This is a genomic window from Vibrio sp. 378 (assembly GCF_033339435.1).
The window spans coordinates 18,550-40,415 of record NZ_JAWOUO010000011.1 but is presented as its reverse complement, the minus strand read 5'-3'; the positions used below and the strand labels follow the sequence as shown (position 1 = coordinate 40,415).

Annotated in this window: 20 protein-coding genes; 11 read left to right on the top strand and 9 right to left on the bottom strand. The window is 44.8% G+C overall.

What is annotated here, in order from left to right:
* Positions 1 to 29: 29 nt before the first annotated feature.
* Together R7Q48_RS18400 and R7Q48_RS18395 are read right to left on the bottom strand one after the other, a co-directional pair.
* Positions 30 to 1,172 (bottom strand): flavohemoglobin expression-modulating QEGLA motif protein, encoded by a 1,143-nt coding sequence (locus R7Q48_RS18400; protein WP_053306894.1) that lies wholly within the window; start codon positions 1,170 to 1,172, stop codon positions 30 to 32.
* A gap of 147 nt (positions 1,173 to 1,319) precedes the next feature.
* Positions 1,320 to 2,465: a Na/Pi symporter gene (locus R7Q48_RS18395; protein ID WP_025768431.1), complete on the bottom strand. Its 1,146-nt coding sequence runs from the start codon at positions 2,463 to 2,465 to the stop codon at positions 1,320 to 1,322.
* Positions 2,466 to 2,851: 386 nt separating this feature from the next.
* On the opposite strand from R7Q48_RS18395, the gene nhaR reads away from it, so the two are divergent.
* Both nhaR and R7Q48_RS18385 read left to right on the top strand, forming a co-directional pair.
* Positions 2,852 to 3,742, top strand: coding sequence for a transcriptional activator NhaR (nhaR, locus tag R7Q48_RS18390; protein WP_005381942.1), 891 nt, complete (start codon positions 2,852 to 2,854; stop codon positions 3,740 to 3,742).
* A gap of 288 nt (positions 3,743 to 4,030) precedes the next feature.
* Positions 4,031 to 4,339 (top strand): ArsR/SmtB family transcription factor, encoded by a 309-nt coding sequence (locus R7Q48_RS18385; RefSeq protein WP_005381940.1) that lies wholly within the window; start codon positions 4,031 to 4,033, stop codon positions 4,337 to 4,339.
* A gap of 304 nt (positions 4,340 to 4,643) precedes the next feature.
* On the opposite strand, the gene rpsT is transcribed toward R7Q48_RS18385, so the two are convergent.
* Positions 4,644 to 4,904 carry a 30S ribosomal protein S20 gene (gene rpsT / locus R7Q48_RS18380; protein WP_005381938.1) on the bottom strand — a complete coding sequence of 87 codons (261 nt, stop codon included), beginning with the start codon at positions 4,902 to 4,904 and terminating at the stop codon, positions 4,644 to 4,646.
* Between the two features lie 305 nt (positions 4,905 to 5,209).
* Between rpsT and murJ the strand changes: the two genes are divergently transcribed.
* The 6 genes from murJ to ispH all read left to right on the top strand — a co-directional run bounded on the left by murJ (position 5,210) and on the right by ispH (position 12,816).
* Positions 5,210 to 6,772, top strand: coding sequence for a murein biosynthesis integral membrane protein MurJ (murJ, locus tag R7Q48_RS18375; protein WP_005385957.1), 1,563 nt, complete (start codon positions 5,210 to 5,212; stop codon positions 6,770 to 6,772).
* Between the two features lie 69 nt (positions 6,773 to 6,841).
* Positions 6,842 to 7,777 (top strand): bifunctional riboflavin kinase/FAD synthetase, encoded by a 936-nt coding sequence (ribF, locus tag R7Q48_RS18370; RefSeq protein ID WP_005381933.1) that lies wholly within the window; start codon positions 6,842 to 6,844, stop codon positions 7,775 to 7,777.
* A gap of 64 nt (positions 7,778 to 7,841) precedes the next feature.
* Positions 7,842 to 10,670 carry an isoleucine--tRNA ligase gene (gene ileS / locus R7Q48_RS18365; RefSeq protein WP_213966862.1) on the top strand — a complete coding sequence of 943 codons (2,829 nt, stop codon included), beginning with the start codon at positions 7,842 to 7,844 and terminating at the stop codon, positions 10,668 to 10,670.
* Positions 10,671 to 10,743: 73 nt separating this feature from the next.
* Positions 10,744 to 11,250: a signal peptidase II gene (lspA, locus tag R7Q48_RS18360; RefSeq protein WP_005385948.1), complete on the top strand. Its 507-nt coding sequence runs from the start codon at positions 10,744 to 10,746 to the stop codon at positions 11,248 to 11,250.
* 144 nt (positions 11,251 to 11,394) lie between these two features.
* Entirely contained in the window at positions 11,395 to 11,826 is a 432-nt protein-coding gene (fkpB, locus tag R7Q48_RS18355; protein WP_005381922.1) for an FKBP-type peptidyl-prolyl cis-trans isomerase, read from the top strand.
* Positions 11,827 to 11,850: 24 nt separating this feature from the next.
* Entirely contained in the window at positions 11,851 to 12,816 is a 966-nt protein-coding gene (gene ispH, locus R7Q48_RS18350) for a 4-hydroxy-3-methylbut-2-enyl diphosphate reductase (RefSeq protein WP_005381920.1), read from the top strand.
* Between the two features lie 46 nt (positions 12,817 to 12,862).
* On the opposite strand, the gene R7Q48_RS18345 is transcribed toward ispH, so the two are convergent.
* The 4 genes from R7Q48_RS18345 to R7Q48_RS18330 all read right to left on the bottom strand — a co-directional run bounded on the left by R7Q48_RS18345 (position 12,863) and on the right by R7Q48_RS18330 (position 17,516).
* Positions 12,863 to 13,336 (bottom strand): low molecular weight phosphatase family protein, encoded by a 474-nt coding sequence (locus R7Q48_RS18345; RefSeq protein ID WP_017636163.1) that lies wholly within the window; start codon positions 13,334 to 13,336, stop codon positions 12,863 to 12,865.
* 71 nt (positions 13,337 to 13,407) lie between these two features.
* Complete coding sequence (gene btsR, locus R7Q48_RS18340; protein ID WP_005381917.1) at positions 13,408 to 14,136, bottom strand: two-component system response regulator BtsR; 729 nt, start codon at positions 14,134 to 14,136, stop codon at positions 13,408 to 13,410.
* A 31-nt stretch (positions 14,137 to 14,167) separates the two neighbouring features.
* Positions 14,168 to 15,838 (bottom strand): sensor histidine kinase, encoded by a 1,671-nt coding sequence (locus tag R7Q48_RS18335; protein ID WP_005381915.1) that lies wholly within the window; start codon positions 15,836 to 15,838, stop codon positions 14,168 to 14,170.
* A 193-nt stretch (positions 15,839 to 16,031) separates the two neighbouring features.
* The gene (locus tag R7Q48_RS18330; protein ID WP_005381914.1) at positions 16,032 to 17,516 is read right to left on the bottom strand and encodes a carbon starvation protein A; all 1,485 of its coding nucleotides are present in this window, start codon (positions 17,514 to 17,516) and stop codon (positions 16,032 to 16,034) included.
* A gap of 280 nt (positions 17,517 to 17,796) precedes the next feature.
* Here R7Q48_RS18330 and R7Q48_RS18325 point away from each other — a divergent pair, with 280 nt between their 5' ends.
* On the top strand, positions 17,797 to 18,138 hold the full coding sequence (locus tag R7Q48_RS18325) for a DUF2799 domain-containing protein (protein ID WP_005381912.1): 342 nt from the start codon (positions 17,797 to 17,799) through the stop codon (positions 18,136 to 18,138).
* Positions 18,139 to 18,251: 113 nt separating this feature from the next.
* Positions 18,252 to 18,524 (top strand): hypothetical protein, encoded by a 273-nt coding sequence (locus R7Q48_RS18320; RefSeq protein ID WP_256903126.1) that lies wholly within the window; start codon positions 18,252 to 18,254, stop codon positions 18,522 to 18,524.
* 51 nt (positions 18,525 to 18,575) lie between these two features.
* On the opposite strand, the gene murQ is transcribed toward R7Q48_RS18320, so the two are convergent.
* Together murQ and R7Q48_RS18310 are read right to left on the bottom strand one after the other, a co-directional pair.
* Positions 18,576 to 19,505, bottom strand: a complete 930-nt coding sequence (murQ, locus tag R7Q48_RS18315) for an N-acetylmuramic acid 6-phosphate etherase (protein WP_256903125.1) — start codon at positions 19,503 to 19,505, stop codon at positions 18,576 to 18,578.
* 36 nt (positions 19,506 to 19,541) lie between these two features.
* Positions 19,542 to 20,654 carry an anhydro-N-acetylmuramic acid kinase gene (locus R7Q48_RS18310; protein ID WP_213966865.1) on the bottom strand — a complete coding sequence of 371 codons (1,113 nt, stop codon included), beginning with the start codon at positions 20,652 to 20,654 and terminating at the stop codon, positions 19,542 to 19,544.
* Between the two features lie 99 nt (positions 20,655 to 20,753).
* Between R7Q48_RS18310 and nagZ the strand changes: the two genes are divergently transcribed.
* Complete coding sequence (gene nagZ / locus R7Q48_RS18305; RefSeq protein WP_064369000.1) at positions 20,754 to 21,737, top strand: beta-N-acetylhexosaminidase; 984 nt, start codon at positions 20,754 to 20,756, stop codon at positions 21,735 to 21,737.
* Positions 21,738 to 21,866: the final 129 nt, after the last annotated feature.

The window sequence follows — 21,866 nt, the reverse complement described above, 5'->3', positions numbered from 1 at the left end:
GCTTTTTTCTTTTTTGTACTTAGAAGGTATTATTTTAGTGCACTGACAATATAACGGTGAATTGGGTTGGTCTGCATCGGTGTGGACAGTGCCGGGCTAATAAACTTAGGTTGAGTGAATATTTCTTTACTCACTAATGAACGGATAAGCTCAAAGTACTTCAGCTCTGTTTTCCCGCACAACAATAGTGAAAAGTCATCGCCCAATTTATCATAGGCATTGAGCACCTCTCGGAATCCTCTAAGATACAAGTAATCCTTCGTTAAACCTCCACCTCGATAGACTCGGGCAGTCGTTGTAAATGCTTGAAGATCAGAAGCTTTATACTGTTCTTTTAATAGCATGAACGTATGGCGGAAATCGCGATCCTTGATCATCGACTCTACTGCCAGAACTCGTAAGGCTAAGGTTCTTAGGCGCTTGATACTGAAATGTCCTGACAGATACTCACATAATATAGCCAGCCCTTCTTGAGTGTTGGTATTGGCAGGACAACCTAAGCTCAGGACTTTTAGCGGTTGTTGACGACCGTTAAGCGTAGTCAGGAGATGTACTCCCATTTCATGATGTGCAAGAGCCTCCAGCTCATCAGTGGTGATGTACGCCGCGTGGTTAATTTTGACTCGAGATCCTGAAACTAGTGCGTTTGCTAACATCCCGTCCAACACCTGTATTTCACATTCATACCCATTGCGTTGAGCAAAATTTTGCATGAAACGTGCTATTGCACGGCTATCGTGCTGAGGTTCTTTTTCTTCTTCTGTAGGAAGGTGCAATATGAAATGGGCGTTGGCAATATCTTTGGCGCTCGGTTCCCCATAATAGCGTAAGGAGTTATAAAGAAACTCTTGCGTACCTATGGTATTCACTTGATCCAGTTTATCTGCATAAGACTGAATTACATCCGCGTACAGCCTCTGCAGTTGGGTGTCTTGAATGTTTTCTAGAGGTAGCTCATATAGACGTCGCTTTGCGCTGTGGGTATCTACGTTAGTAATTGAATATTGAAAATTAGGCTCTTGAGAATATTTGTTTTTAATGAAACGTTCTCTTTCTTGAGCATAATTAAGAGGATTCACGCTACTGAGGATATCAATATCAGCAACCAGTTGGGTTAGGTTTTCGTCTATTGCGAGTAGCTGATCAGAAATAGCGTCATTAAGCTGCGTCATGTTGTCGACTCCAAATGAGATAGCTCAGCATAAGCATGCTGATGTGGCTCAAATTATCACCGGACAATCGATTTGAACAGTTTAATTATCATAAAAAAGGCTCCACGATGTGGAGCCTAAACAATAAGCGATGGTATGTCGTTGTTGTTACGTTGTTAGGGCTAGAATTGCACCTGGTAGAATAACGAATACTGACATTAGGTAACCACCAACAACTGCTTTATTCTTAATAGCCATTTCAGAAATCATCTCAGCGCCTTTAACCGGAATCTCACGTAGGAATGGAATTCCAAAGATAAACAGCGTCGCCATGATGTTAAATACTAAGTGGACTAGAGCGATTTGTAGTGCGAATACTGCGAACTCTCCAGATACCGCTGTCGCTGCTAGTAGTGCCGTAATACAAGTACCAATGTTAGCACCCAGAGTGAAAGGGTAGATATCTCGTACTTTCAACACGCCAGTACCAACCAACGGAACCATTAAACTTGTCGTGGTTGAGGAAGATTGTACTAGAACGGTCACGATTGAGCCTGATACGATGCCGTGAATAGGACCACGACCGATGGCGTTTTTCAAAATTTCACGTGCGCGACCAACCATTAGGCTCTTCATCAATTTACCCATCACTGTGATTGCAACGAAGATAGTCGCAATACCCAAAGCAATAAGCATGACGCCGCCAACAGTATCACCGAAGGTAGAAAGTGGCTCTTTAATTGCGCCTACGACTGGCTTTGTAATTGGTTTAATAAAGTTGAAGCCCTTAATGCTCATATCACCAGTAGCAAGCAGTGGAGAAACAAGCCAGTGAGAAACTTTCTCTAAAATGCCGAACATCATTTCCAACGGAAGGAAAATAGCGACAGCAAGCAAGTTGAAGAAGTCGTGAATGGTTGCACTTGCAAATGCACGTTTGAACTCTTCTTTACAGCGCACGTGGCCAAGAGACACAAGCGTATTGGTCACTGTGGTACCAATGTTAGCACCCATCACCATAGGGATAGCGGTTTCTACAGGTAAGCCACCTGCAACCAAGCCTACAATAATAGACGTTACAGTACTTGAAGACTGAATTAAGGCTGTTGCCACCAAGCCGATCATTAGACCTGCAACTGGGTGTGCGGCAAATTCAAATAGCACCTTAGCTTGATCGCCAGTTGCCCATTTAAAGCCACTACCAACCATAGATACTGCTAGAAGAAGCAGATATAACATGAATGCCAAGTTAGCCCAGCGTAACCAACGAGCTGTGCTCGAAATTGGTGCCACTGTTGAAGTAGCTTGGTTCATCATAATTTTCTCCGTTGACCTTTCAGTTCATTTTTCGGTCTGTAGTTGAATCTGCGGGCGATGTTAGAGAACAAATATTTCAGTAATATTACAGATTTCTTGCTGTGAGAGATTTTTATTGTTCTTTTTGATAATGGCGTAAAAGAGGAAGGAAATTAATTTTTAACTTGTTGATTTTAATGGTTAAATTTTGATTTCTTTTTGTTTGATTTTTGCGTTTTTTTTGTAGAGAAAATGCGCCTCAGTTCAACTTTTATGACAGTGTTGACTTTATACTTTCGGTAAAACTTATGCTTTTGTAAGGTATTGTATGGTTTTGTCGAGTTTATTGTTTGTCTCTGTCACATTTGGTATAAAAAGTATCACTTTCTTTTCGGGACTCGATCATGTCACATCTAAACTACAACCATCTCTATTATTTCTGGATGGTGTGCAAACAGGGCTCTGTAACTAAGGCGGCTGACGCGCTCTTCCTGACACCGCAAACCGTGACAGGACAGATTAAAGCGCTTGAAGAGCGCATGAAAGGAAAGTTAACCAAGCGCAATGGTCGTACAGTTGAGCCCACTGAGTTAGGTCAGCTTGTGTTTAAGTACGCCGACCGGATGTTCGGTTTGAGCTATGAGATGTTAGATATCGTCAATTACAGCCAGCACTCGAACATTCTATTTGAAGTTGGTGTAGCCGATGCATTATCTAAGCGCTTGGTCAGTAAAGTACTGATGACGACCGTCCCGGAAGATAACAGTATTCATTTACGCTGTTATGAATCGACCCACGAACTGCTACTTGAACGCCTTTCTCAGCACAAGCTAGATATGATCCTTTCGGATTGTCCCGTTGATTCTACTCAAAGTCCTGGCCTTTATAGCAAAAAGTTGGGTGAAAGTAGCATGAGCTTTTTTGCTTCTTCTGAAATTGAAAATGTGCGATTCCCTGAGATCTTGGAACAAAAAAAACTTCTGATTCCCGCGAGCCGAACGGCTATGGGGCGTAAAGTTATTCAATGGTTTGATCGTCAAGGCCTTCAACCCAATGTGCTGGGGGAGTTTGATGATGTTGCGTTGATGAAAGCTTTTGCTCGGTACCACGATGATGTGATTTTCTTGGCACCGACCGTATACATGTCGGAGATTGAAGACGACCGAAATTTACAGCTAATTGGCCATGTCGATGGGCTAAAAGAAGAGTACTACGTGATTTTTGCGGAACGAATGATCCAACACCCCGCGGTAAAAAATGTTTGTGATGCTGATTTCAGTCAAATGTTTGAGTAAACCCGTATCGTTGCGTAAATAAATAGATTACTATCAATAAAAATATAATTCTAAATAATATCTAAGTAAGCAAGATACTTGTTTTAGTGAGCAAAACTATTAATTATTGATGGCGCACCAATTAAAATCCTTGGTGGATAATATTGGTGTATCACTAACAACTAAATTAGAGGTTCTAATAATGAAGACTCTGGAAGTGTATCTTGATTTTCTTAGATATATAAATCAGTGCAACACAACAAGCTGGCCAGGGTTGGAATAAGTAAGTTGTAGCTAGAGGTCCAACACATGAATCTACAAGAAATGGAGCAGAACTCCGCAAAAGCCGTCGTGTTGCTCAAAGCGATGGCAAACGAGAGACGCCTACAAATCCTTTGTATGCTGCATAACCAAGAGCTGTCCGTGGGAGAGCTGTGTGCAAAGTTAGAGCTAAGCCAGTCGGCATTATCTCAGCATCTTGCTTGGCTTCGCCGTGATGAGTTAGTCACGACAAGGAAAGAAGCACAAACGGTGTACTACACATTAAAGAGTGATGAAGTGAAAGCGTTAATAAAAACACTGCATAGTCTTTATTGTGCTGAGAGTGCTCAACATTAATTAAATAGTCCTAATATACTGCTCATCTTAGAGTGTGAATCTAACTTGTTGGAATATTTGAGAGTGGCGTTAAACTTTTGATGATAGGGTACTACTCATCGACCAATTTGCTTTGTTCTCAAGTGTTTTATTAGTGCTTTCTAGTTTGAGCGTTATATGGGTAATGAATAAGCTGATGTCTTTAAATGGGACATTCAGAAAAAGAAAAGCTGGCATTGCCAGCTTTTTTTATTAAGAAAATTTTGTAGATATAAAAAAACCGACACAAGGTCGGTTTTTTCTTCACTGTAAAATCAGGACTCTATTAAAGAGCTTTGATTTGTGCAGCGAAACGAGACTTATGGCGAGCTGCTTTATTCTTGTGAATAAGGCCTTTAGTTGCCATGCGGTCTAGGATAGGTGTAACTACAGCGAATGCAGCAGTTGCAGCTTCTTTGTCGCCTGCTTCGATAGCAGCAACAGTTTTCTTCATGTAAGTACGCATCATTGAGCGACGGCTAGCATTGTGCTGACGACGTTTCTCAGCTTGGATAGCGCGCTTCTTAGCAGATTTACTATTTGCCAAGGGTCTAACTCCCAAAAACTTAGTTCTGTGACAATTTAAGGGCGAGGAATATCCCTCATTTGCGCTTAAATGTCAAATGATTTGTGCAAAAACCGATCTAAGCCAAAACAAATTTTGGTAAGAGAGGTTATCGCGGTTAAGATGGCGGGGATTCTAACAGCATTTTTATACCAATGCTAATAATTATCCGCGAAAGGCACACTTATTCCTTACAACCCGCGGATAGATTTTTGACGTCTATTTGCAGCACCTGTCAGAGAAACAGTATAGGGTTAGCTGTCTTATGGTGATATTCCGAGGTTACAGTGAGTAAACGACTACTCAAGTCTGGCATGATCGTCAGTGCTATGACATTTATTTCCCGCGTTCTTGGCCTAGTTCGTGATGTTGTAGTGGCAAATTTAATGGGGGCAGGAGCAAGCGCAGACGTCTTTTTCTTCGCCAATAAAATTCCTAATTTTTTACGACGTTTGTTTGCTGAAGGTGCTTTTTCCCAAGCGTTTGTACCTGTTTTAACGGAAAGCCATGCTCAAGGCGACATGGATAAAACCCGCGAGCTGATTGCCCGTGCTGCGGGCACATTGGGGGTGATAGTCTCAATTGTTACCATCTTAGGTGTTCTAGGTTCCGGTGTGGTGACTGCACTGTTTGGTTTTGGTTGGTTCCTAGACTGGATGCATGGTGGTCCCGCGGCTGAGAAGTTCGAACTTGCTAGCGTGATGCTCAAGATTACCTTTCCTTATTTATGGTTCATCACTTTTGTTGCCCTATCGGGAGCCATTCTCAATACACTAGGTAAGTTTGCGGTTTCTTCGTTTACTCCTGTCTTTCTCAATGTGATGATCATTTTGGCAGCATGGTTTATCTCGCCGCAGATGCCACAGCCAGAGATTGGTCTTGCCATCGGTGTTTTCCTTGGTGGTTTGGTTCAGTTCTTATTTCAAATCCCTTTCCTTATTAAAGCGGGGGTTATGGTTAAGCCGAAATGGGGCTGGCGCGATCCGGGCGTGGTGAAGATCCGAACCTTAATGATTCCTGCTTTGTTCGGTGTGTCGGTAAGCCAAATCAACTTGTTGTTTGATACTTTTATTGCCAGCTTTCTGCAAACCGGTTCGATCAGTTGGTTGTACTACTCAGATCGTTTGTTGGAATTCCCGTTAGGTCTGTTTGGTATTGCGATTGCAACGGTGATTTTACCAGCATTATCACGCAAACATGTTGACGCACAAAATGAAGGATTCGCACAAACCATGGACTGGGGGGTGCGCATGGTGATCTTACTTGGCCTTCCTGCAATGCTTGGTTTGATGGTACTGGCAAAACCTATGTTGATGGTGTTATTCATGCGAGGTGAGTTTTCGCCACAAGACGTACATCAAGCATCATTGTCACTCTTTGCTTACGCTTCAGGCTTGTTGAACTTTATGCTGATTAAAGTGCTCGCTCCGGGGTATTACTCGCGTCAAGACACCAAAACGCCAGTGAAATACGGCATCATTGCGATGGTGACCAACATGGTATTTAATGCAATTTTTGCGTACTTCTATGGCTACGTTGGCTTGGCTATCGCGACAGCACTATCGGCATTTGTGAATATGGCACTGCTGTATCGTGGCCTGCACATCGCAGAGGTATACCAAATCACTAAGCGAACCGTCTTCTTTATTATACGTTTAGCTATTGCTGGCGCGGCGATGGTGGCGGCAATCTTATGGCAACTGGAAGATATGTCAGTATGGCTGGGCTGGAGCTTTGCTCACCGAAGCGCGGTGCTAGGGATGTTGATCGGTTTAGGAGCCGTGGTTTACCTAGTGGTTCTATTTTTAACTGGTGCGCGTTTAAAAGACCTAAAAGCTGGGACAGACTGAGGGTGATTAGTATATAATCCGTCAGTTTCACACAGTGTAAAGTAAAACAGAGGCAGAAAGCAGTATCCAATGGAACTGATTAGAGGCATTCACAATATCAACCCGCGACATCATGGTTGTGTGCTGACTATTGGCAATTTCGATGGTGTCCATAAAGGCCATCAACAAGTATTGCAGCAAGTGTCTGAGCAAGCGGACAGGCTATCCTTGCCTTCTGTTGTGATGACCTTTGAACCTCAGCCGATGGAGCTGTTTGCCAAAGACAAGGCACCTGCAAGGTTGACGCGATTACGCGATAAGTTCGTGCAATTGAGTAAGCTCGATATTGACCGCTTACTGTGTGTCAATTTCAATCGCCATTTTGCAAGTTTAACCGCGGAAGAGTTTATCCGTGACTTGTTGGTCGAGCGTTTGGGTGTTAAGTTTCTTGTCGTTGGTGATGATTTCTGCTTTGGCAAAGGCCGTACAGGTAACTTTGCAATGCTGCAGGAAGCAGGGGAAAAATACGGCTTTGATGTCGTAAGTACCCAGAGCTTTTGTTTACAACAATTACGTGTCAGCAGTACGGCTATCCGTCAAGCGCTGGCGCGTGACGATTTGCATTCCGCGCAACAGATGCTGGGAAGAAACTACAGCATCAGCGGTCGTGTTTCTCACGGAAGAAAGCTAGGTCGAACCATTGGGTTCCCTACTGCAAATATTCCTTTGAAACGCTGTGTTTCTCCGGTTTCCGGAGTCTATGTTGTTCAAGCGCTTGGCTTAGGAAATAAGCCAGTTGGTGGTGTTGCTAATATTGGTCAAAGACCAACCGTCAATGGTGTTCGCCAACAGTTAGAAGTGCACTTATTCGACTTTCATGCCAATTTATATGGCAAGCAACTAGAAGTGGAACTTTTGCATAAACTTCGAGATGAGCAAAAGTTTGAGTCGTTTGAAGCACTTAAACAACAAATCGAATTGGATGCTGAAGCAGCAAGGGTGTGGCTGCGTCAGCTTAAGCGTTGAGCGGTTTATTCCACCGTTCAACATAATGTCTAATTTTCGCCCAATATAACGGAATTAAGAATCGATGAGTGAGTATAAAGATACCCTGAACTTACCTGAAACAGGGTTTCCAATGCGCGGCAACCTGGCCAATCGTGAGCCAGAAATGCTTAAGCGTTGGTACAAAGAAGATCTTTACGGTGAAATCCGTAAAGCTAAGAAAGGCAAAAAGTCATTCGTATTGCACGATGGCCCTCCTTACGCAAATGGTGACATTCATATTGGTCACGCACTAAACAAGATTCTTAAAGACATTATTATTAAATCCAAAACACTTTCAGGTTTTGACGCACCTTACATCCCAGGCTGGGACTGCCACGGTCTACCAATCGAATTAATGGTAGAGAAGAAAGTAGGTAAGCCAGGCCAAAAAGTGACAGCAGCGGAATTCCGCGAGAAATGTCGTGAATACGCAGCAGGTCAGGTTGAAGGTCAGAAAGAGAGCTTCAAACGCCTTGGTATCATGGGTGAGTGGGACAAGCCATACCGCACTATGGATTTCGCAACTGAAGCGAACATTATTCGTGCTCTTGGTAAGATCGCAAGCAATGGTCACCTGCTAAAAGGTTTCAAACCTGTTCACTGGTGTACAGACTGTGGTTCTGCTCTTGCTGAAGCGGAAGTAGAATACAAAGATAAAGTATCACCATCTATCGACGTTCGTTTTAAAGCGGCTGACGAAACAGCACTGCTATCTAAATTTGAACTGACAGAAGGTCATGAAGGTCACGGTGACGTATCTATCGTTATCTGGACAACAACACCTTGGACACTGCCTGCAAACCGCGCAGTATGTCTACGTGATGATCTAGAGTACGTGCTTATCCAAACAGAAGGCGACAACGCTGAGCGTATCATCGTTGCTGCTGAGCTAGCGAAAGACGTAATGGACCGTGCGGGTATCGAGCACTTCCACAACCTTGGCTTTGCTAAAGGTGCGGACCTAGAGCTTTCTCAATTCCAACACCCATTCTACGATTTCACTGTACCGGCGATCCTTGGCGATCACGTTACGACTGATTCAGGTACTGGTGTTGTTCACACTGCTCCTGGTCACGGTCAAGAAGACTTCGCGGTTGGTAACAAGTACAACCTAGAAGTAGCAAACCCAGTTGGCTCAAACGGTGTTTATCTACCAGATACAGAGCTATTTGCTGGTCAGCACGTATTTAAAGCGAACGATGCAGTAGTAGAAGTACTAAAAGAAAAAGGTGCACTACTACACCACCACGCTTACGAGCACAGCTACCCACACTGTTGGCGTCATAAGACTCCAATCATCTTCCGTGCTACGCCTCAATGGTTCGTTTCTATGGACCAAGCTGGCCTACGTGCTAAAGCATTAAAGTCAATCAAGAATGTAGAGTGGATGCCTGAGTGGGGTCAAAGCCGCATCGAAGGTATGATCGAAGGTCGCCCTGAGTGGTGTATCTCTCGTCAACGTACTTGGGGTGTGCCAATTGCTCTGTTTGTTCATAAAGAAACAGCAGAACTTCATCCAAACACGCTAGAGCTGATCGAGAAAGTAGCGAAGCTGGTTGAAGAGAAAGGCATTCAAGCATGGTGGGATGTAGATGCCGCTGAACTACTAGGTGCTGACGCTGACCAATACGAAAAAGTGCTAGATACGCTAGACGTATGGTTCGATTCAGGTGTCACTCACTTCTCTGTTGTTGATGCTCGTGAAGAGTACAACGGCAACAGTGCAGACCTATACCTAGAAGGTTCTGACCAACACCGTGGTTGGTTCCAGTCTTCTTTAATTTCATCTATTGCGATGAAAGACGAAGCACCTTACAAACAAGTACTGACACACGGTTTCGTGGTTGATGGTCAGGGGCGTAAGATGTCTAAATCTATCGGTAACGTGGTTGCGCCAAAAGACGTAACTAACAAGCTAGGTGCTGACATTCTTCGTCTATGGGTTGCTTCAACAGACTACACTGGTGAAGTTGCGGTTTCTGATGAAATCCTAAAACGTAGCGCAGATGCTTACCGTCGTATCCGTAACACAGCGCGTTTCTTCCTAGCTAACCTGAGCGGCTTCAACCCTGAAACAGACATCGTTCCTGTTGAAGAGATGGTTGCGCTAGATCGCTGGGCGGTTGGTCGTGCACTAGCAGCACAAGAAGAGATCGTTAAAGCATACGAAGAGTACAACACACACGGTGTAACTCAGCGTCTAATGCAATTCTGTTCAATCGAAATGGGCTCTTTCTACCTAGACGTAATTAAAGACCGTCAGTACACAGCAAAACGTGGCGGCAACGCTCAACGTAGCTGTCAGACAGCACTTTACTACATCGTAGAAGCGCTAGTTCGTTGGATGGCGCCAATCATGTCGTTCACTGCAGATGAAATCTGGAACGAAATGCCAGGTCAACGCGACAAGTTCGTATTCACTGGTGAGTGGTTCGACGGCCTATTCGGTCTTGCTGAAGGTGAAGAGCTGAACAACGAATTCTGGACTGAGATCCAAGCGGTTCGTGGTGCGGTTAACAAACTTCTAGAAGATGCGCGTAAAGAGAAAACCATTGGTGGTGCACTACAAGCTGAAGTGACTCTATTTGCTGATGACGCACTAGCGGCGAAGATCAACAAACTTGAAGATGAACTGCGCTTTGTTCTACTAACCTCTGCTGCGAAAGTTAAGCCTCTAGGTGAGAAGACGGATGCAGCACAAGCGACGGATATCGAAGGCTTGTTTGTTGAAGTAGCAGCAGCTGAAGGTGAGAAGTGTGATCGTTGTTGGCACCACACGCCAGACGTAGGCACAATTGAAGGTCACGAGAAAATCTGTGGTCGTTGTGTGTCTAACGTAGACGGCGAAGGTGAAGTACGTAAATTCGCGTAATTGCCTAGAACGACTGAACTTTTTTTAAAATTAACAGCCCCAGTATTTACTGGGGCTGTTTGTAGGTAAAGTAATGAGTGAAAAAGCACTGACGTTAAAGCAATCTGGAGTTCGCTGGCTGTGGTTAGCAATTCTGGTATTTATTGCAGATATTGGCATCAAATTGGTGGTGATGGACAATATGGGCTACGGATGGGCAAACCGAATTGAGGTGTTGCCATTCTTCAACCTACTTTACGTTCATAACTACGGTGCCGCTTTCAGCTTCTTGAGCGATCAAGCTGGTTGGCAGCGCTGGTTATTTACAGGTATCGCGTTTGTTGTTACGGGTCTTTTGACCTACTGGATGAGTAAGCTTCCAGCAAAAGAAAAATGGAACAACATTGCTTATGCACTGATTATTGGTGGTGCAGTGGGCAACGTGTTTGACCGCGTCGTTCATGGCTTTGTTGTTGATTACCTAGACTTCTTCTGGGGTAACTACCACTGGCCAGCATTCAACCTTGCTGACATGGCGATCTGTATTGGTGCGGCAATGATTATTCTGGATGGCTTCCGTAAAAAAGACGCTGACAAGTAATCTTTTGCGGTATATCGAATAACCCTAAGCGTCGTCCGTTGATTCGAGCGACGCTTTTTATTATGTTGGAGCGCCAATCAGCATATCAATGTATAAAAAGACCAAGCTGACAGCGTAATAACCCAAGAACAAGGAAGCATTAACGTGACAACAATAACCAATGAATCGGTAGTAACCCTTCACTTTACGATTAAAATGAAAGACGGATCGGTTGCAGATAGTACTCATAACATGGGTAAACCAGCGAAGTTTGTTATGGGTGATGGCAGCTTGAGTGAAAACTTTGAGCAGTGCTTGATAGGCCTCGAAACAGGCGCACAAAAAGCGATTGAGCTAAAGGCAGAAGACGCGTTTGGTATGCCAAACCCTGACCATATTCACTATATGGATCGCACTAAATTTGTGGGTGATGCAGAAGTGGAAGTTGGTACAATCATGGCCTTCAGTGGCCCTGATGGCATGGAAATCCCGGGCATTATTACAGAGATTGCAGGCGATTCAGTCACTGTGGACTTCAACCATCCTCTAGCGGGACAAGACGTGACTTTCGAAGTTGAAATTTTGTCAGTAGAATAGCGAACCAAATAAAAGATAACTTCCATGAGCAATGAAATGAAAATCCTGTTAGCTAACCCACGTGGTTTCTGTGCTGGTGTTGACCGCGCGATTAGCATCGTAGAGCGTGCGCTAGAGATGTATCAGCCACCGATTTATGTGCGTCATGAAGTGGTGCATAACCGTTTTGTGGTTGAAGGTCTCAAACAGCGTGGTGCTATCTTCGTTGAAGAACTGCACGAAGTGCCAGACAACAACATTGTGATTTTCTCCGCTCATGGTGTATCGCAGGCAGTTCGTCAGGAAGCCAAGCAGCGTGATTTGACCGTATTTGACGCAACGTGTCCTTTGGTAACCAAAGTGCATATGGAAGTGGCGCGTGCGAGCCGTCGTAATATGGAAGTGGTTCTGATTGGTCACGCAGGTCACCCTGAAGTCGAAGGTACGATGGGGCAATACGCCAGTGAAACCGGTGGTATGTACTTGGTTGAAACTCCAGCCGATGTTGAGAAACTGAAGGCGATTGTGAAAGATCCATCCGATCTTCATTACGTAAGCCAAACGACGCTTTCTGTCGATGAAACTGCCGATGTTATCGAAGAGCTACGCCGCGTGTTCCCAGATATCCAAGGTCCACGTAAAGACGATATCTGTTACGCGACACAAAACCGCCAAGATGCCGTACGTGAATTAGCTGGTGACGTAGATGTGATGGTTGTGGTGGGCTCTAAAAACTCATCAAACTCTACACGTCTTAAAGAGCTAGCTGAAAAGCTAGGGACACCTGGCTACTTAACCGACTGTCCGGAAGATATCAAACCTGAGTGGTTCGAAGGCAAAACAAAGGTCGGCGTGACTGCGGGAGCATCTGCTCCGGAAGAGCTCGTTAATCAGATTCTAGAGCGAATCAAAGAACTCGTTGGTGCCGAAGCGGTTGATGAAGTACTTGGCCGTGAAGAGAATATGTTCTTTGAAGTACCTAAAGAACTGCAAATCAAGCAAGTGGATTAGTCTCCATTTATCGAATATTCAAAAGGCGACCTGTGGGTCGCCTTTTTTACATCTCTCTTAACTCATTTAGGTAATCACGAATTTGGTCTTTTCCTAAACCATCGATAATCATATCAGACATCTTCGTGATTCTTCGCTCAAGCGATTGAGCAACCTTTTCGCAATGTGCGTACATGTCTTCATCAGAACCATCGGTCGGAAAAGCATCAACTTGCCAGTTTACTCGAACACCACCTGCAAGCCACTGAGGAGCGGTTTCTTGATGTAAAGAATCACAGAGAATAATAACGATGTCGGGAAGAAATTGAGTTCGCTCCTCCCATGAATGCGTGTGGATATGCGGAATGGGGAGTTGGTGGTCATCTAAATATTTTTGCACCACTGGGTGCACCTTGCCTGTGGGATGTGAGCCTCCACTGGTGACACTAAAATCTGCTGGCAGGATATTGGTTGCGATTGACTCCGCGAGGACGCTTCGTCCAGCGTTGTGCTTACATATGAATAAAACTTTATACATCATCGCCTCGTCTTTTCAGAGCGTCCTATTTATACGCTAGCGGAAACTCAGCGATGATGTGTGAAGTTTTTGTGTTAGTGGCTAATGCCGAGCATCTCTTTGAGCACCTTTAAGTAGCGGCGGCTTACTGGTATCTCAAAGCCTGTTTTGGTGATGATTTCCGCTAACCCATTTTCCAGTAACTTGATTTCGCTAATCGCTTTAATACTGACTAAGTATTGACGATGGCAGCGGACTAGAGGGGTTTTCTCTTCCAACGTTTTTAATGTCAGTTGGGTGCTCGCGGTTTGGCTGGTGGAGCGTACATGTACGCCGCTGATATCACTGTAAGCACATTCCACCGTGTCGGTGGCCATGATAACGATGCGGTTGTGTCCGATGCACGGTATCTGATCCAACGTGTCAGGTGTAATAGCAGACAGTTGTTGCGTTAGGGCGGATTGGCTAATGACTTTGTTTAGTCGTTTGACCGTTTTAGTTAACCGGCATGGGTCGACAGGTTTGAGCAAGTAATCAAAGGCATTGTCTTCAAATGCTTGAATCGCATACTGATCATAAGCCGTGACAAAAACCACATAAGGCATGGTTTCTGGATCAAGCATCCCTAGTAATTCAATCCCCGTGACTTGAGGCATTTGGATATCGAGAAACACCACATCAGGCTTGAGTTCATTGATTTTTTTTAGGCCAAGGATTGCGTTTGAGGCATCGCCCACGACCTCAACTTGGCCTGTTTCATCCAGTAACTCTGCTAGCTCTTCACGAGCAAACTGTTCATCATCAATGACGAGTGCGGTTAACATCCAACATTACCTTTATTGCTTCAGCGTGCTTTTATGATTTTGGGGGAATGATAAAGCTCATTTTAGTAAATTGATGTGGCTCGCACGTAATTTTTAGCGCTGCATCACGTCCAAATTGATTAGTGAGACGTTTGTCGACAATTTCTAAACCTAGCCCAGAGTGGTTTTCTTTTGGCGGTTCAAAACTGCCTGCGTTGTCTTCGACGGTAATCAAGTGACCTTGTGGGTGTGCTTCGCTGTAGATATGAACTTTACCACCTTCAAGCATGTTTGAAATGCCATGCTTAATGGCATTCTCAACCAAAGGCTGGAGTGTAAAGCTTGGTAATTTGATGTCCAGCAATTCAGGTTGAATATCGATTTCAACCTCTAAGCGGTCCGTAAAACGCGCTTTTTCGATGCTCAAGTACGAGTTCACATGTGCAAGCTCTTCCTTTAGCGTCACGGTATTAATGTTCTGCTTTAAATTGCTGCGGAAGAAGTGCGATAGATTTTGGATTAGCTCGCGCGCTTTGTCAGGGTCACGACGAGTAATCGCACTAATAGTATTGAGTGCATTAAACAAAAAGTGTGGATTCACCTGAGCGTGAAGCAATTTTATTTCTGCTTGGGCGAGTAAGGCTTGTTGTTGTTGGTAATCGCCATAAAGGATTTGGCTAGATAGAAGCTGGGCTATTCCTTCCGCCATCGACATGTTGGCCGTCGAGAACAATTTACGCTTCGGTTCATACAGCTTTATGGTACCAATGACCTCTTTCCCTGCACGCAGTGGGATGATCAGCGCAGATCCGAGCTTGCAATCTTTTGCAATGGAGCATTGGTATGGACGCTCCGCACCATCAAGATAAATGATGTCGTTTTTCTCCATGGAGTCTAATGTGCTTTGCGATGAAATCGGCGTGTTTGGTTTATGGTGATCATCGCCAATGCCCACAAACGCTAAGATTTTTTCTTGGTCAGTAATCGCGACAGCGCCCACTTTGGTTTCTTCGTAAATAATACGTGCGATTTTCTCTGCGTTTTCGGTGTTGAAGCCGTTGCTTAGAATTCCCACTGAGCGATCAGCAATGGTGAGCGCTCGACGCGAAAACGTCGCAGAAAACTTTTCAAAGATTGCTTTTCTGTCTTGCAGGATACTCATGAACAACGCCGCACCAAATGAGTTCGCGATGATCATAGGCGCTGCAATAGCGGACACCAGTTCATAGGCTTGATCAAAAGGTTTCGCGACGGCGAGCAGCAAAATCATTTGCACCACTTCTGCAACAAACGTGACGCTGAATACGACGCTTGGATTAAACAGCAATGCGCCTTTATTTCGCTTGATAAGGTAAACGTGGAGCAAGCCACCAATTACGCCCTCGGCGGTGGTTGAAATTGCGCAGGCTAGGTCAGTAAAGCCACCAAGAGAGTATCGATGGATGCCACCAGTAAATCCGACGGCGAAACCTACAACAGGTCCACCAAACAGCCCGCCCATAACTGCGCCGATCGCACGAGTATTGGCAATAGCATCGTTGATGTGCAGACCGAAATAGGTGCCGAGAATACAAAAGCCAGAGAAGAGTACGTAACAAATTAGGCGGTGGCTTAAGCGCGAAGAAATACTCAGCAAAGGTAAGATGATTGGCGTTTTACTTAGCATGTAAGCCAAAACTAAGTACACACACATCTGTTGTAAAAGGGAGATGACCAGTTCCATAGTGAACCTAACCTAGAATCAATGTTATTATTGTATACCTAAGTAACCTCAAGATGCTTGGCTCAGATAGATAAGAACAGCTAAGTAAATGATGCTGCGCTGTGCTTTCTGAACCTTAAAGTGACTTGGGTATAAAACAAAAAGAGCCTGCAATTGGCAGGCTCCTATCTTAGTCACTCAGATGTGACGAGTATTACGCTGTTTCTGATACGGCTTGTGGTTTCTCTTCGTCAGCCAGTTCAGTTTCACCTTTACCCTTAGAGGTTTTGATAACGTAACCTGTCACAGCTAGGGCAAACACAATACCTACGATAGTTGATAGTTGCATTGGCAGACCAAAACCTAGCGAGCTGTTGTTTAAGATGAACGTGACACATACCGTGGTCATGAAGATAGCTGGGATAGTGGTAATCCAGTGCAGCTTGTTGTGACGCAGTAGGTAAGCGGACGCAGTCCAAAGCATCATTACCGCTGTTGTTTGGTTTGCAAAACCGAAGTAGCGCCAGATAATGCCGAAGTCTACTTGAGTTAAGATACCGCCGATAACGAACAGTGGAAGTGCCATCAGTAGACGGTTACGTAGCGTTTTTTGTTCCATGTTGAAGTATTCAGCAAGGATCAAGCGGCTTGAACGGAACGCTGTATCGCCAGACGTAATTGGTAGGATAACCACCCCCAGGAACGCAAGGATACCACCGAACACACCTAGCAGACCAAATGATGCGCTGTATACCACGTTACCAGGACCACCGTTTTTCACAGCTTCTGATAGAGCGTCTAGAGAGCCGAAGAAAGACAGAGCGATAGCACACCAAATTAGCGCGATAACACCTTCACCAATCATTGCACCGTAGAATACGAAGCGACCGTTTTTCTCATTTTCCATACAACGCGCCATCAGTGGAGACTGAGTTGCGTGGAAGCCAGAGATAGCGCCACATGCGATAGTGATGAACAATGCAGGCCATAACGGCATGTCATTTGGGTTGAGGTTAGAGAACATGTCCGAAACTTGGAAGTCACCCATTACTGTGTGTTCGCTAGAGAAAGCAACGGCTGTCATTAGGCCAACAGACATAAAGATAAGTAGGGCGCCAAACAGTGGGTAGAAACGACCAATGATTTTATCGACAGGAACAATCGTCGCAATGATGTAGTAAGCAAAGATAGCAATAACCATTGTAGTCATGCTTACGCTCAAGCTTGTTTGATCATTGATGAGGTTAGTAATCATGCCAGCAGGGGCTGAAACGAACACTACGCCAACTAGAAGCAATAGGACAATGGCAAAAATATTCATAAAGTGTTTTGCGCCATTACCTAGGTAGCGACCTGTAATGGTAGGTACAGATGCACCGCCGTTACGCACTGAAAGCATGCCTGAGAAGTAATCGTGTACTGCACCAGCAAAAATACAACCGACTACAATCCAAAGCATCGCCGCAGGACCGTATAGTGCCCCCATGATCGGGCCAAAAATTGGACCAACACCTGCGATGTTAAGTAGTTGAACTAGGTAAACTTTCTTTGTTGACATTGGAACGAAGTCAACACCGTCCGATTTGGTGTGAGCTGGCGTTTGGCGTTTTTCATTGATGCCGAAAATCTTCTCGACGAAAGCGCCGTAGATGAAGTATCCGCCGATTAGGGCTGCGACACAGGTTAGAAACCACATCATAGCAATTGTCCTTGGTCTTAGTTGGGTAGGGTAATTTTTTAATCTCAGGATGCATGTTATGCGTCGCTTGTGTTAAATGCATTCGGTTAGTAGATGAGTGGTCGAATAGAGCACTGAGTGGTCGATATGCTGCTTGAGCGGTTTTTAAAAATGGCGAAAGGTTGATGACAGTCTTGAGTGGCTGATTTGAGTCATCAGTGGTTAAATCTGCAAGCTCAGCGGCAAGCGCCAATAATTAGTGGTAAGCTTATTTTTGAAAACAATTACTTAAGGAAGAACCATGAAAAAGGTAACGGTAGGTCTGGCACTGGCTTTACTTGCAGGATGCACAGCAACGACAGCAGATCTTGCCAAGTCGGGAGATTGGCATCAGATCGGATATCAAGATGGCATAACCGGACACACATCGCGCACGATGAGCGAGCTTCGTGAGTTGGGTAGTGTTAAGCAAAGTGACTACGACCAAGGTTATTTAGAAGGTTTACGTGAGTACTGTAATCCTGCTTTTGCGTATCAAATGGGGTTATCTGGTCAGTATTACGAAGGGGTTTGTGAAGGTACTGAGCAAGCGCAAAAATTCCGCATGGAATGGCAACGTGGTTGGAATGAATACTCAAATTAATAGTCAATAAAGCCGTTGTTACACTGTCTGCATCACATAAATGTGGCAAAATCTTCCTTATTAAACTATGTTCATACTGCTTGATAGTGAGCACAGAAAAAAGGAATCACATTATGTCAACGCAAATGGCTGGTGGCTGGAGTCCATTTCATGAACTCACAGCAGATAATAAAGAAGTATTTGCTAAAGGTATCGAGGGGTTTGTCGGTGTCAAATACTCCCCTTTGGTTGTGGCTACTCAAGTCGTAGCCGGACAAAACTATGCGTTTTTCTGTAATGCAGAAATTGTCTACCCTGGAGCACAACCATACCCAGCAATGGTTCATATGTTCAGTGACCTTGAAGGTAAAGTCGGTATTACTCACATTGAACGATTGAACTACTAAATTAAGCCATAAAAGGCGCCTGACTTTTAAATAAGTGAGGCGCTTTATTGATTAAGATTGATTAGTTTGCGCGATCACGACTTTTCTTAAATATCCTTGCTTGGCGTTCAGTTGCTCAGTCGCGCTTTCTCTATCCAGCCCGGTTAAAATCATCAAAATCGCTAACTTGGCGTCGTAGTCCGTTTCTTTGAGCGCCGTTTTAGCCTCTTGGTTAGTACAATCTGTTGCTTGCATAACAATACGAGCCGCTCTTGCAACTAGCTTTGCATTCGTCGCTTTCACATCTACCATTAAGTTCTGATAACTTTTGCCCAGGCGAATCATGCTTGCGGTAGTGAGCATGTTTAGTACGAGTTTTTGTGCCGTCCCTGATTTTAAGCGAGTGGATCCCGTTAACGCTTCAGGTCCAACAACGGGGCTAATCGCAATATCAGCAATATCTGCAATCGGAGAGTCAGGGTTACAAGATAGTGCTACAGTGGTGGCACCAAGCTCGTTCGCATACTCTAAGCCACCAATCACGTAAGGTGTTCGTCCACTTGCCGCAATACCAACGACGACATCGCGTTGTGTTAGCGTATTCTCTTTAAGATCTTGCTCACCCAATGCTGGATCGTCCTCCGCCCCTTCTTTTGCACGGAACATTGCCTCTTTTCCACCGGCAATAATACCAACGACCATCTTTGGATCTGTGCCAAAAGTTGGTGGGCATTCTGAAGCGTCCAAAACGCCAAGTCGACCACTGGTACCCGCACCGATGTAAAACAACCGACCTCCGACCTTAAATGCTTCCGTGATCTTATCAACGGCTTCAGCGATCTCAGGCAACACTTTTTCAACGGCAAGAGGAACGAGTTTGTCCTGTTGGTTGATGAGTTGAACAATATCGAGAGAAGGCAGCAAGTCGATGTCCATGGTGTCTGGGTTTCGCCCTTCAGATACCAGATGGGATAAAGCTGCGATAAGTGCATCGTTCGTCATAATGAATTAAGCCTTTTTGTTTAGGATCTATTGCCCTTAATTTTTTGAATAGAGTACACCCAGTGAAGCGAGACGACTTGCCCCCGTAACTTCCGGTAAGTTGCTAGGGAGGCCGTGAATATGGCGCTGCGCAAGCCAAGCAAACGCCATTGCTTCCATGTAGTCGCCATCAACACCTTTTTCTGCCGTTGTCGCAACGCTCCATTGTGGCAATAACTTGGCCAGTCGTTGCATCAAAAGCGGGTTTCTTGCTCCACCGCCACAGACCAATAGCTGAGATGTGATGCCATGAGAAAACTTGTCGACTTCGTTGGCAATGGTAATTGCAGAATACTCGCAAAGTGTACGTTGTACGTCTTCGATTGGTAAATTGTGATGGGCCAGTTGTTGATGCAGCCAGTCAATATTGAACAGTTCTCGCCCGGTACTTTTAGGGGCAGGCATGGCGAGGTAAGCTTCTTTGAGTAATTGAGTCAACAAAGTAGCGTTTACCGTTCCTTTAAGTGCAAATTGTGCATCTTCGTCGAAGCTTTGCCCAGTATGCAGCGCACACCATGCGTCCATCAACATATTGCCCGGGCCTGTGTCATAGCCAATGACTGGTTGTTCTGGATGCAGTACCGAGATATTGGCAATGCCTCCAATGTTAAGTACCACAGTTGTGGAATCCTGCATCGCAAAAATGCTTTTATGGAAAGCAGGGACGAGTGGGGCACCTTGTCCACCTAGCGCCATGTCTTTACGACGAAAATCCGCTACCGTATCAATGCCTGTCTTGACTGCGATAATGTTTGCATCGCCCAATTGAGTGGTAAACGGCAAGTTTCCGGTAGGCTGATGGAACACTGTTTGACCGTGATTACCAATCGCACGAATTTGCTCTGCGACGTAACCAGACTTATTGAGTAGCTGTAACACAGCATCTGCAAATAGGTGGCCGAGCTGGTGGTCAAGTTCACCTATGGCTTTTAAATTTGTTGCTTGACCGGTACAAACAGATAACAGCATGTCTTTTAGTGCTGCGGGCATTGGGTAGTCGTCGTGCGCAATCAGGCGAACGTGCTCATCGCTTATTTCAACTAGAGCGGTATCAACACCATCCATACTCGTTCCAGACATCACACCAATGTACAGTTCGTTAAATTTCATAGCCGATCTCGTCAATTCTTCATTCACTTATTGTAAAGCAAATCTGAAGCGAATAACCTCATCGAATACGAGATATTCAGCCGATTTTGAGGAGAAAACATGGGACCGTTATGGGTTGACGTTGCGGGGTATGAACTGACCGCTGAAGACAAAGAAATCTTGGAGCATCCTACGGTTGGTGGCTTAATTCTATTTGCTCGCAACTATCATGATAGCGAACAGCTTCAAGCACTTACTCAATCCATCCGAAAGGCGGCTAAGCGCCCGTTTTTGATCGGTGTGGATCAAGAAGGCGGCCGAGTGCAACGCTTTCGTGAAGGTTTCTCATTAATTCCTGCTGCTGATGAGTACGCTAAACATCAAAATGGTGAAGAGCTTGCTCGTATGGGCGGTTGGTTAATGGCAGCAGAGCTGATTGCCCATGATATTGATTTAAGCTTTGCCCCGGTACTTGACCAAGGCCATCAATGTAAAGCGATCGGTAACCGCGCATTCGGTGAAGATGCCGATACCATTCTTCGCTATAGCACTGCTTATATGCAAGGAATGAAGAGTGTTGGCATGGCAACGACAGGCAAACACTTCCCTGGACATGGTGGCGTGATTGCAGACTCACATCTAGAAACACCATACGACGAGCGCAGTGATATTTTTGAACAAGATATGGCGATCTTCAAAGCGCAAATTGATGCCGGTATTTTAGATGCCATGATGCCTGCTCACGTGATTTTCCCACATTATGATGCTCAACCAGCCAGCGGTTCTGAATACTGGTTAAAACAGGTCCTGCGTCAGCAATTGGGTTTTAAAGGTTTGGTTTTTTCGGATGACTTGACCATGGAAGGCGCTGCGATTATGGGCAGCCCAGCCGAGCGAGGTGCTCAAGCATTGAGAGCTGGTTGCGATATGTTGTTAATGTGTAATAAACGAGAAGCGCACGTTGAAGTATTAGACAACTTACCGGTTTCAACCGTGCCACTCGCGGATGCATTACTGAAAAAACAGTCATTTTCTCCAAGCGAACTTAAGCTATCTCAAGAGTGGAAAGCGGCGAGTGAAGCGATGAAACGCTTGACTAGCTAAACCTCTTGTAAAAGATTCAAAACAGCGATTAGAAGCCAAAGTTAATTATACTTTGGCTTTTTATTTAACTGTAAGCTTTAATTTACACTAAATGTTTTTCATTATGTACGCTTGTTTTTCTTTTTTAGC

Coding starts and splice junctions, on each gene's coding strand:
- btsR (WP_005381917.1), bottom strand. CDS start 14,136: ATGTTAACCGCACTCGTCATTGATGATGAACAGTTTGCTCGTGAAGAG.
- ispH (WP_005381920.1), top strand. CDS start 11,851: ATGAGCAATGAAATGAAAATCCTGTTAGCTAACCCACGTGGTTTCTGT.
- ribF (WP_005381933.1), top strand. CDS start 6,842: ATGGAACTGATTAGAGGCATTCACAATATCAACCCGCGACATCATGGT.
- nagZ (WP_064369000.1), top strand. CDS start 20,754: ATGGGACCGTTATGGGTTGACGTTGCGGGGTATGAACTGACCGCTGAA.
- R7Q48_RS18310 (WP_213966865.1), bottom strand. CDS start 20,654: ATGAAATTTAACGAACTGTACATTGGTGTGATGTCTGGAACGAGTATG.
- R7Q48_RS18330 (WP_005381914.1), bottom strand. CDS start 17,516: ATGATGTGGTTTCTAACCTGTGTCGCAGCCCTAATCGGCGGATACTTC.
- R7Q48_RS18395 (WP_025768431.1), bottom strand. CDS start 2,465: ATGAACCAAGCTACTTCAACAGTGGCACCAATTTCGAGCACAGCTCGT.
- R7Q48_RS18400 (WP_053306894.1), bottom strand. CDS start 1,172: ATGACGCAGCTTAATGACGCTATTTCTGATCAGCTACTCGCAATAGAC.
- R7Q48_RS18335 (WP_005381915.1), bottom strand. CDS start 15,838: ATGGAACTGGTCATCTCCCTTTTACAACAGATGTGTGTGTACTTAGTT.
- ileS (WP_213966862.1), top strand. CDS start 7,842: ATGAGTGAGTATAAAGATACCCTGAACTTACCTGAAACAGGGTTTCCA.
- nhaR (WP_005381942.1), top strand. CDS start 2,852: ATGTCACATCTAAACTACAACCATCTCTATTATTTCTGGATGGTGTGC.
- R7Q48_RS18325 (WP_005381912.1), top strand. CDS start 17,797: ATGAAAAAGGTAACGGTAGGTCTGGCACTGGCTTTACTTGCAGGATGC.
- R7Q48_RS18320 (WP_256903126.1), top strand. CDS start 18,252: ATGTCAACGCAAATGGCTGGTGGCTGGAGTCCATTTCATGAACTCACA.
- R7Q48_RS18385 (WP_005381940.1), top strand. CDS start 4,031: ATGAATCTACAAGAAATGGAGCAGAACTCCGCAAAAGCCGTCGTGTTG.
- murQ (WP_256903125.1), bottom strand. CDS start 19,505: ATGACGAACGATGCACTTATCGCAGCTTTATCCCATCTGGTATCTGAA.
- R7Q48_RS18345 (WP_017636163.1), bottom strand. CDS start 13,336: ATGATGTATAAAGTTTTATTCATATGTAAGCACAACGCTGGACGAAGC.
- lspA (WP_005385948.1), top strand. CDS start 10,744: ATGAGTGAAAAAGCACTGACGTTAAAGCAATCTGGAGTTCGCTGGCTG.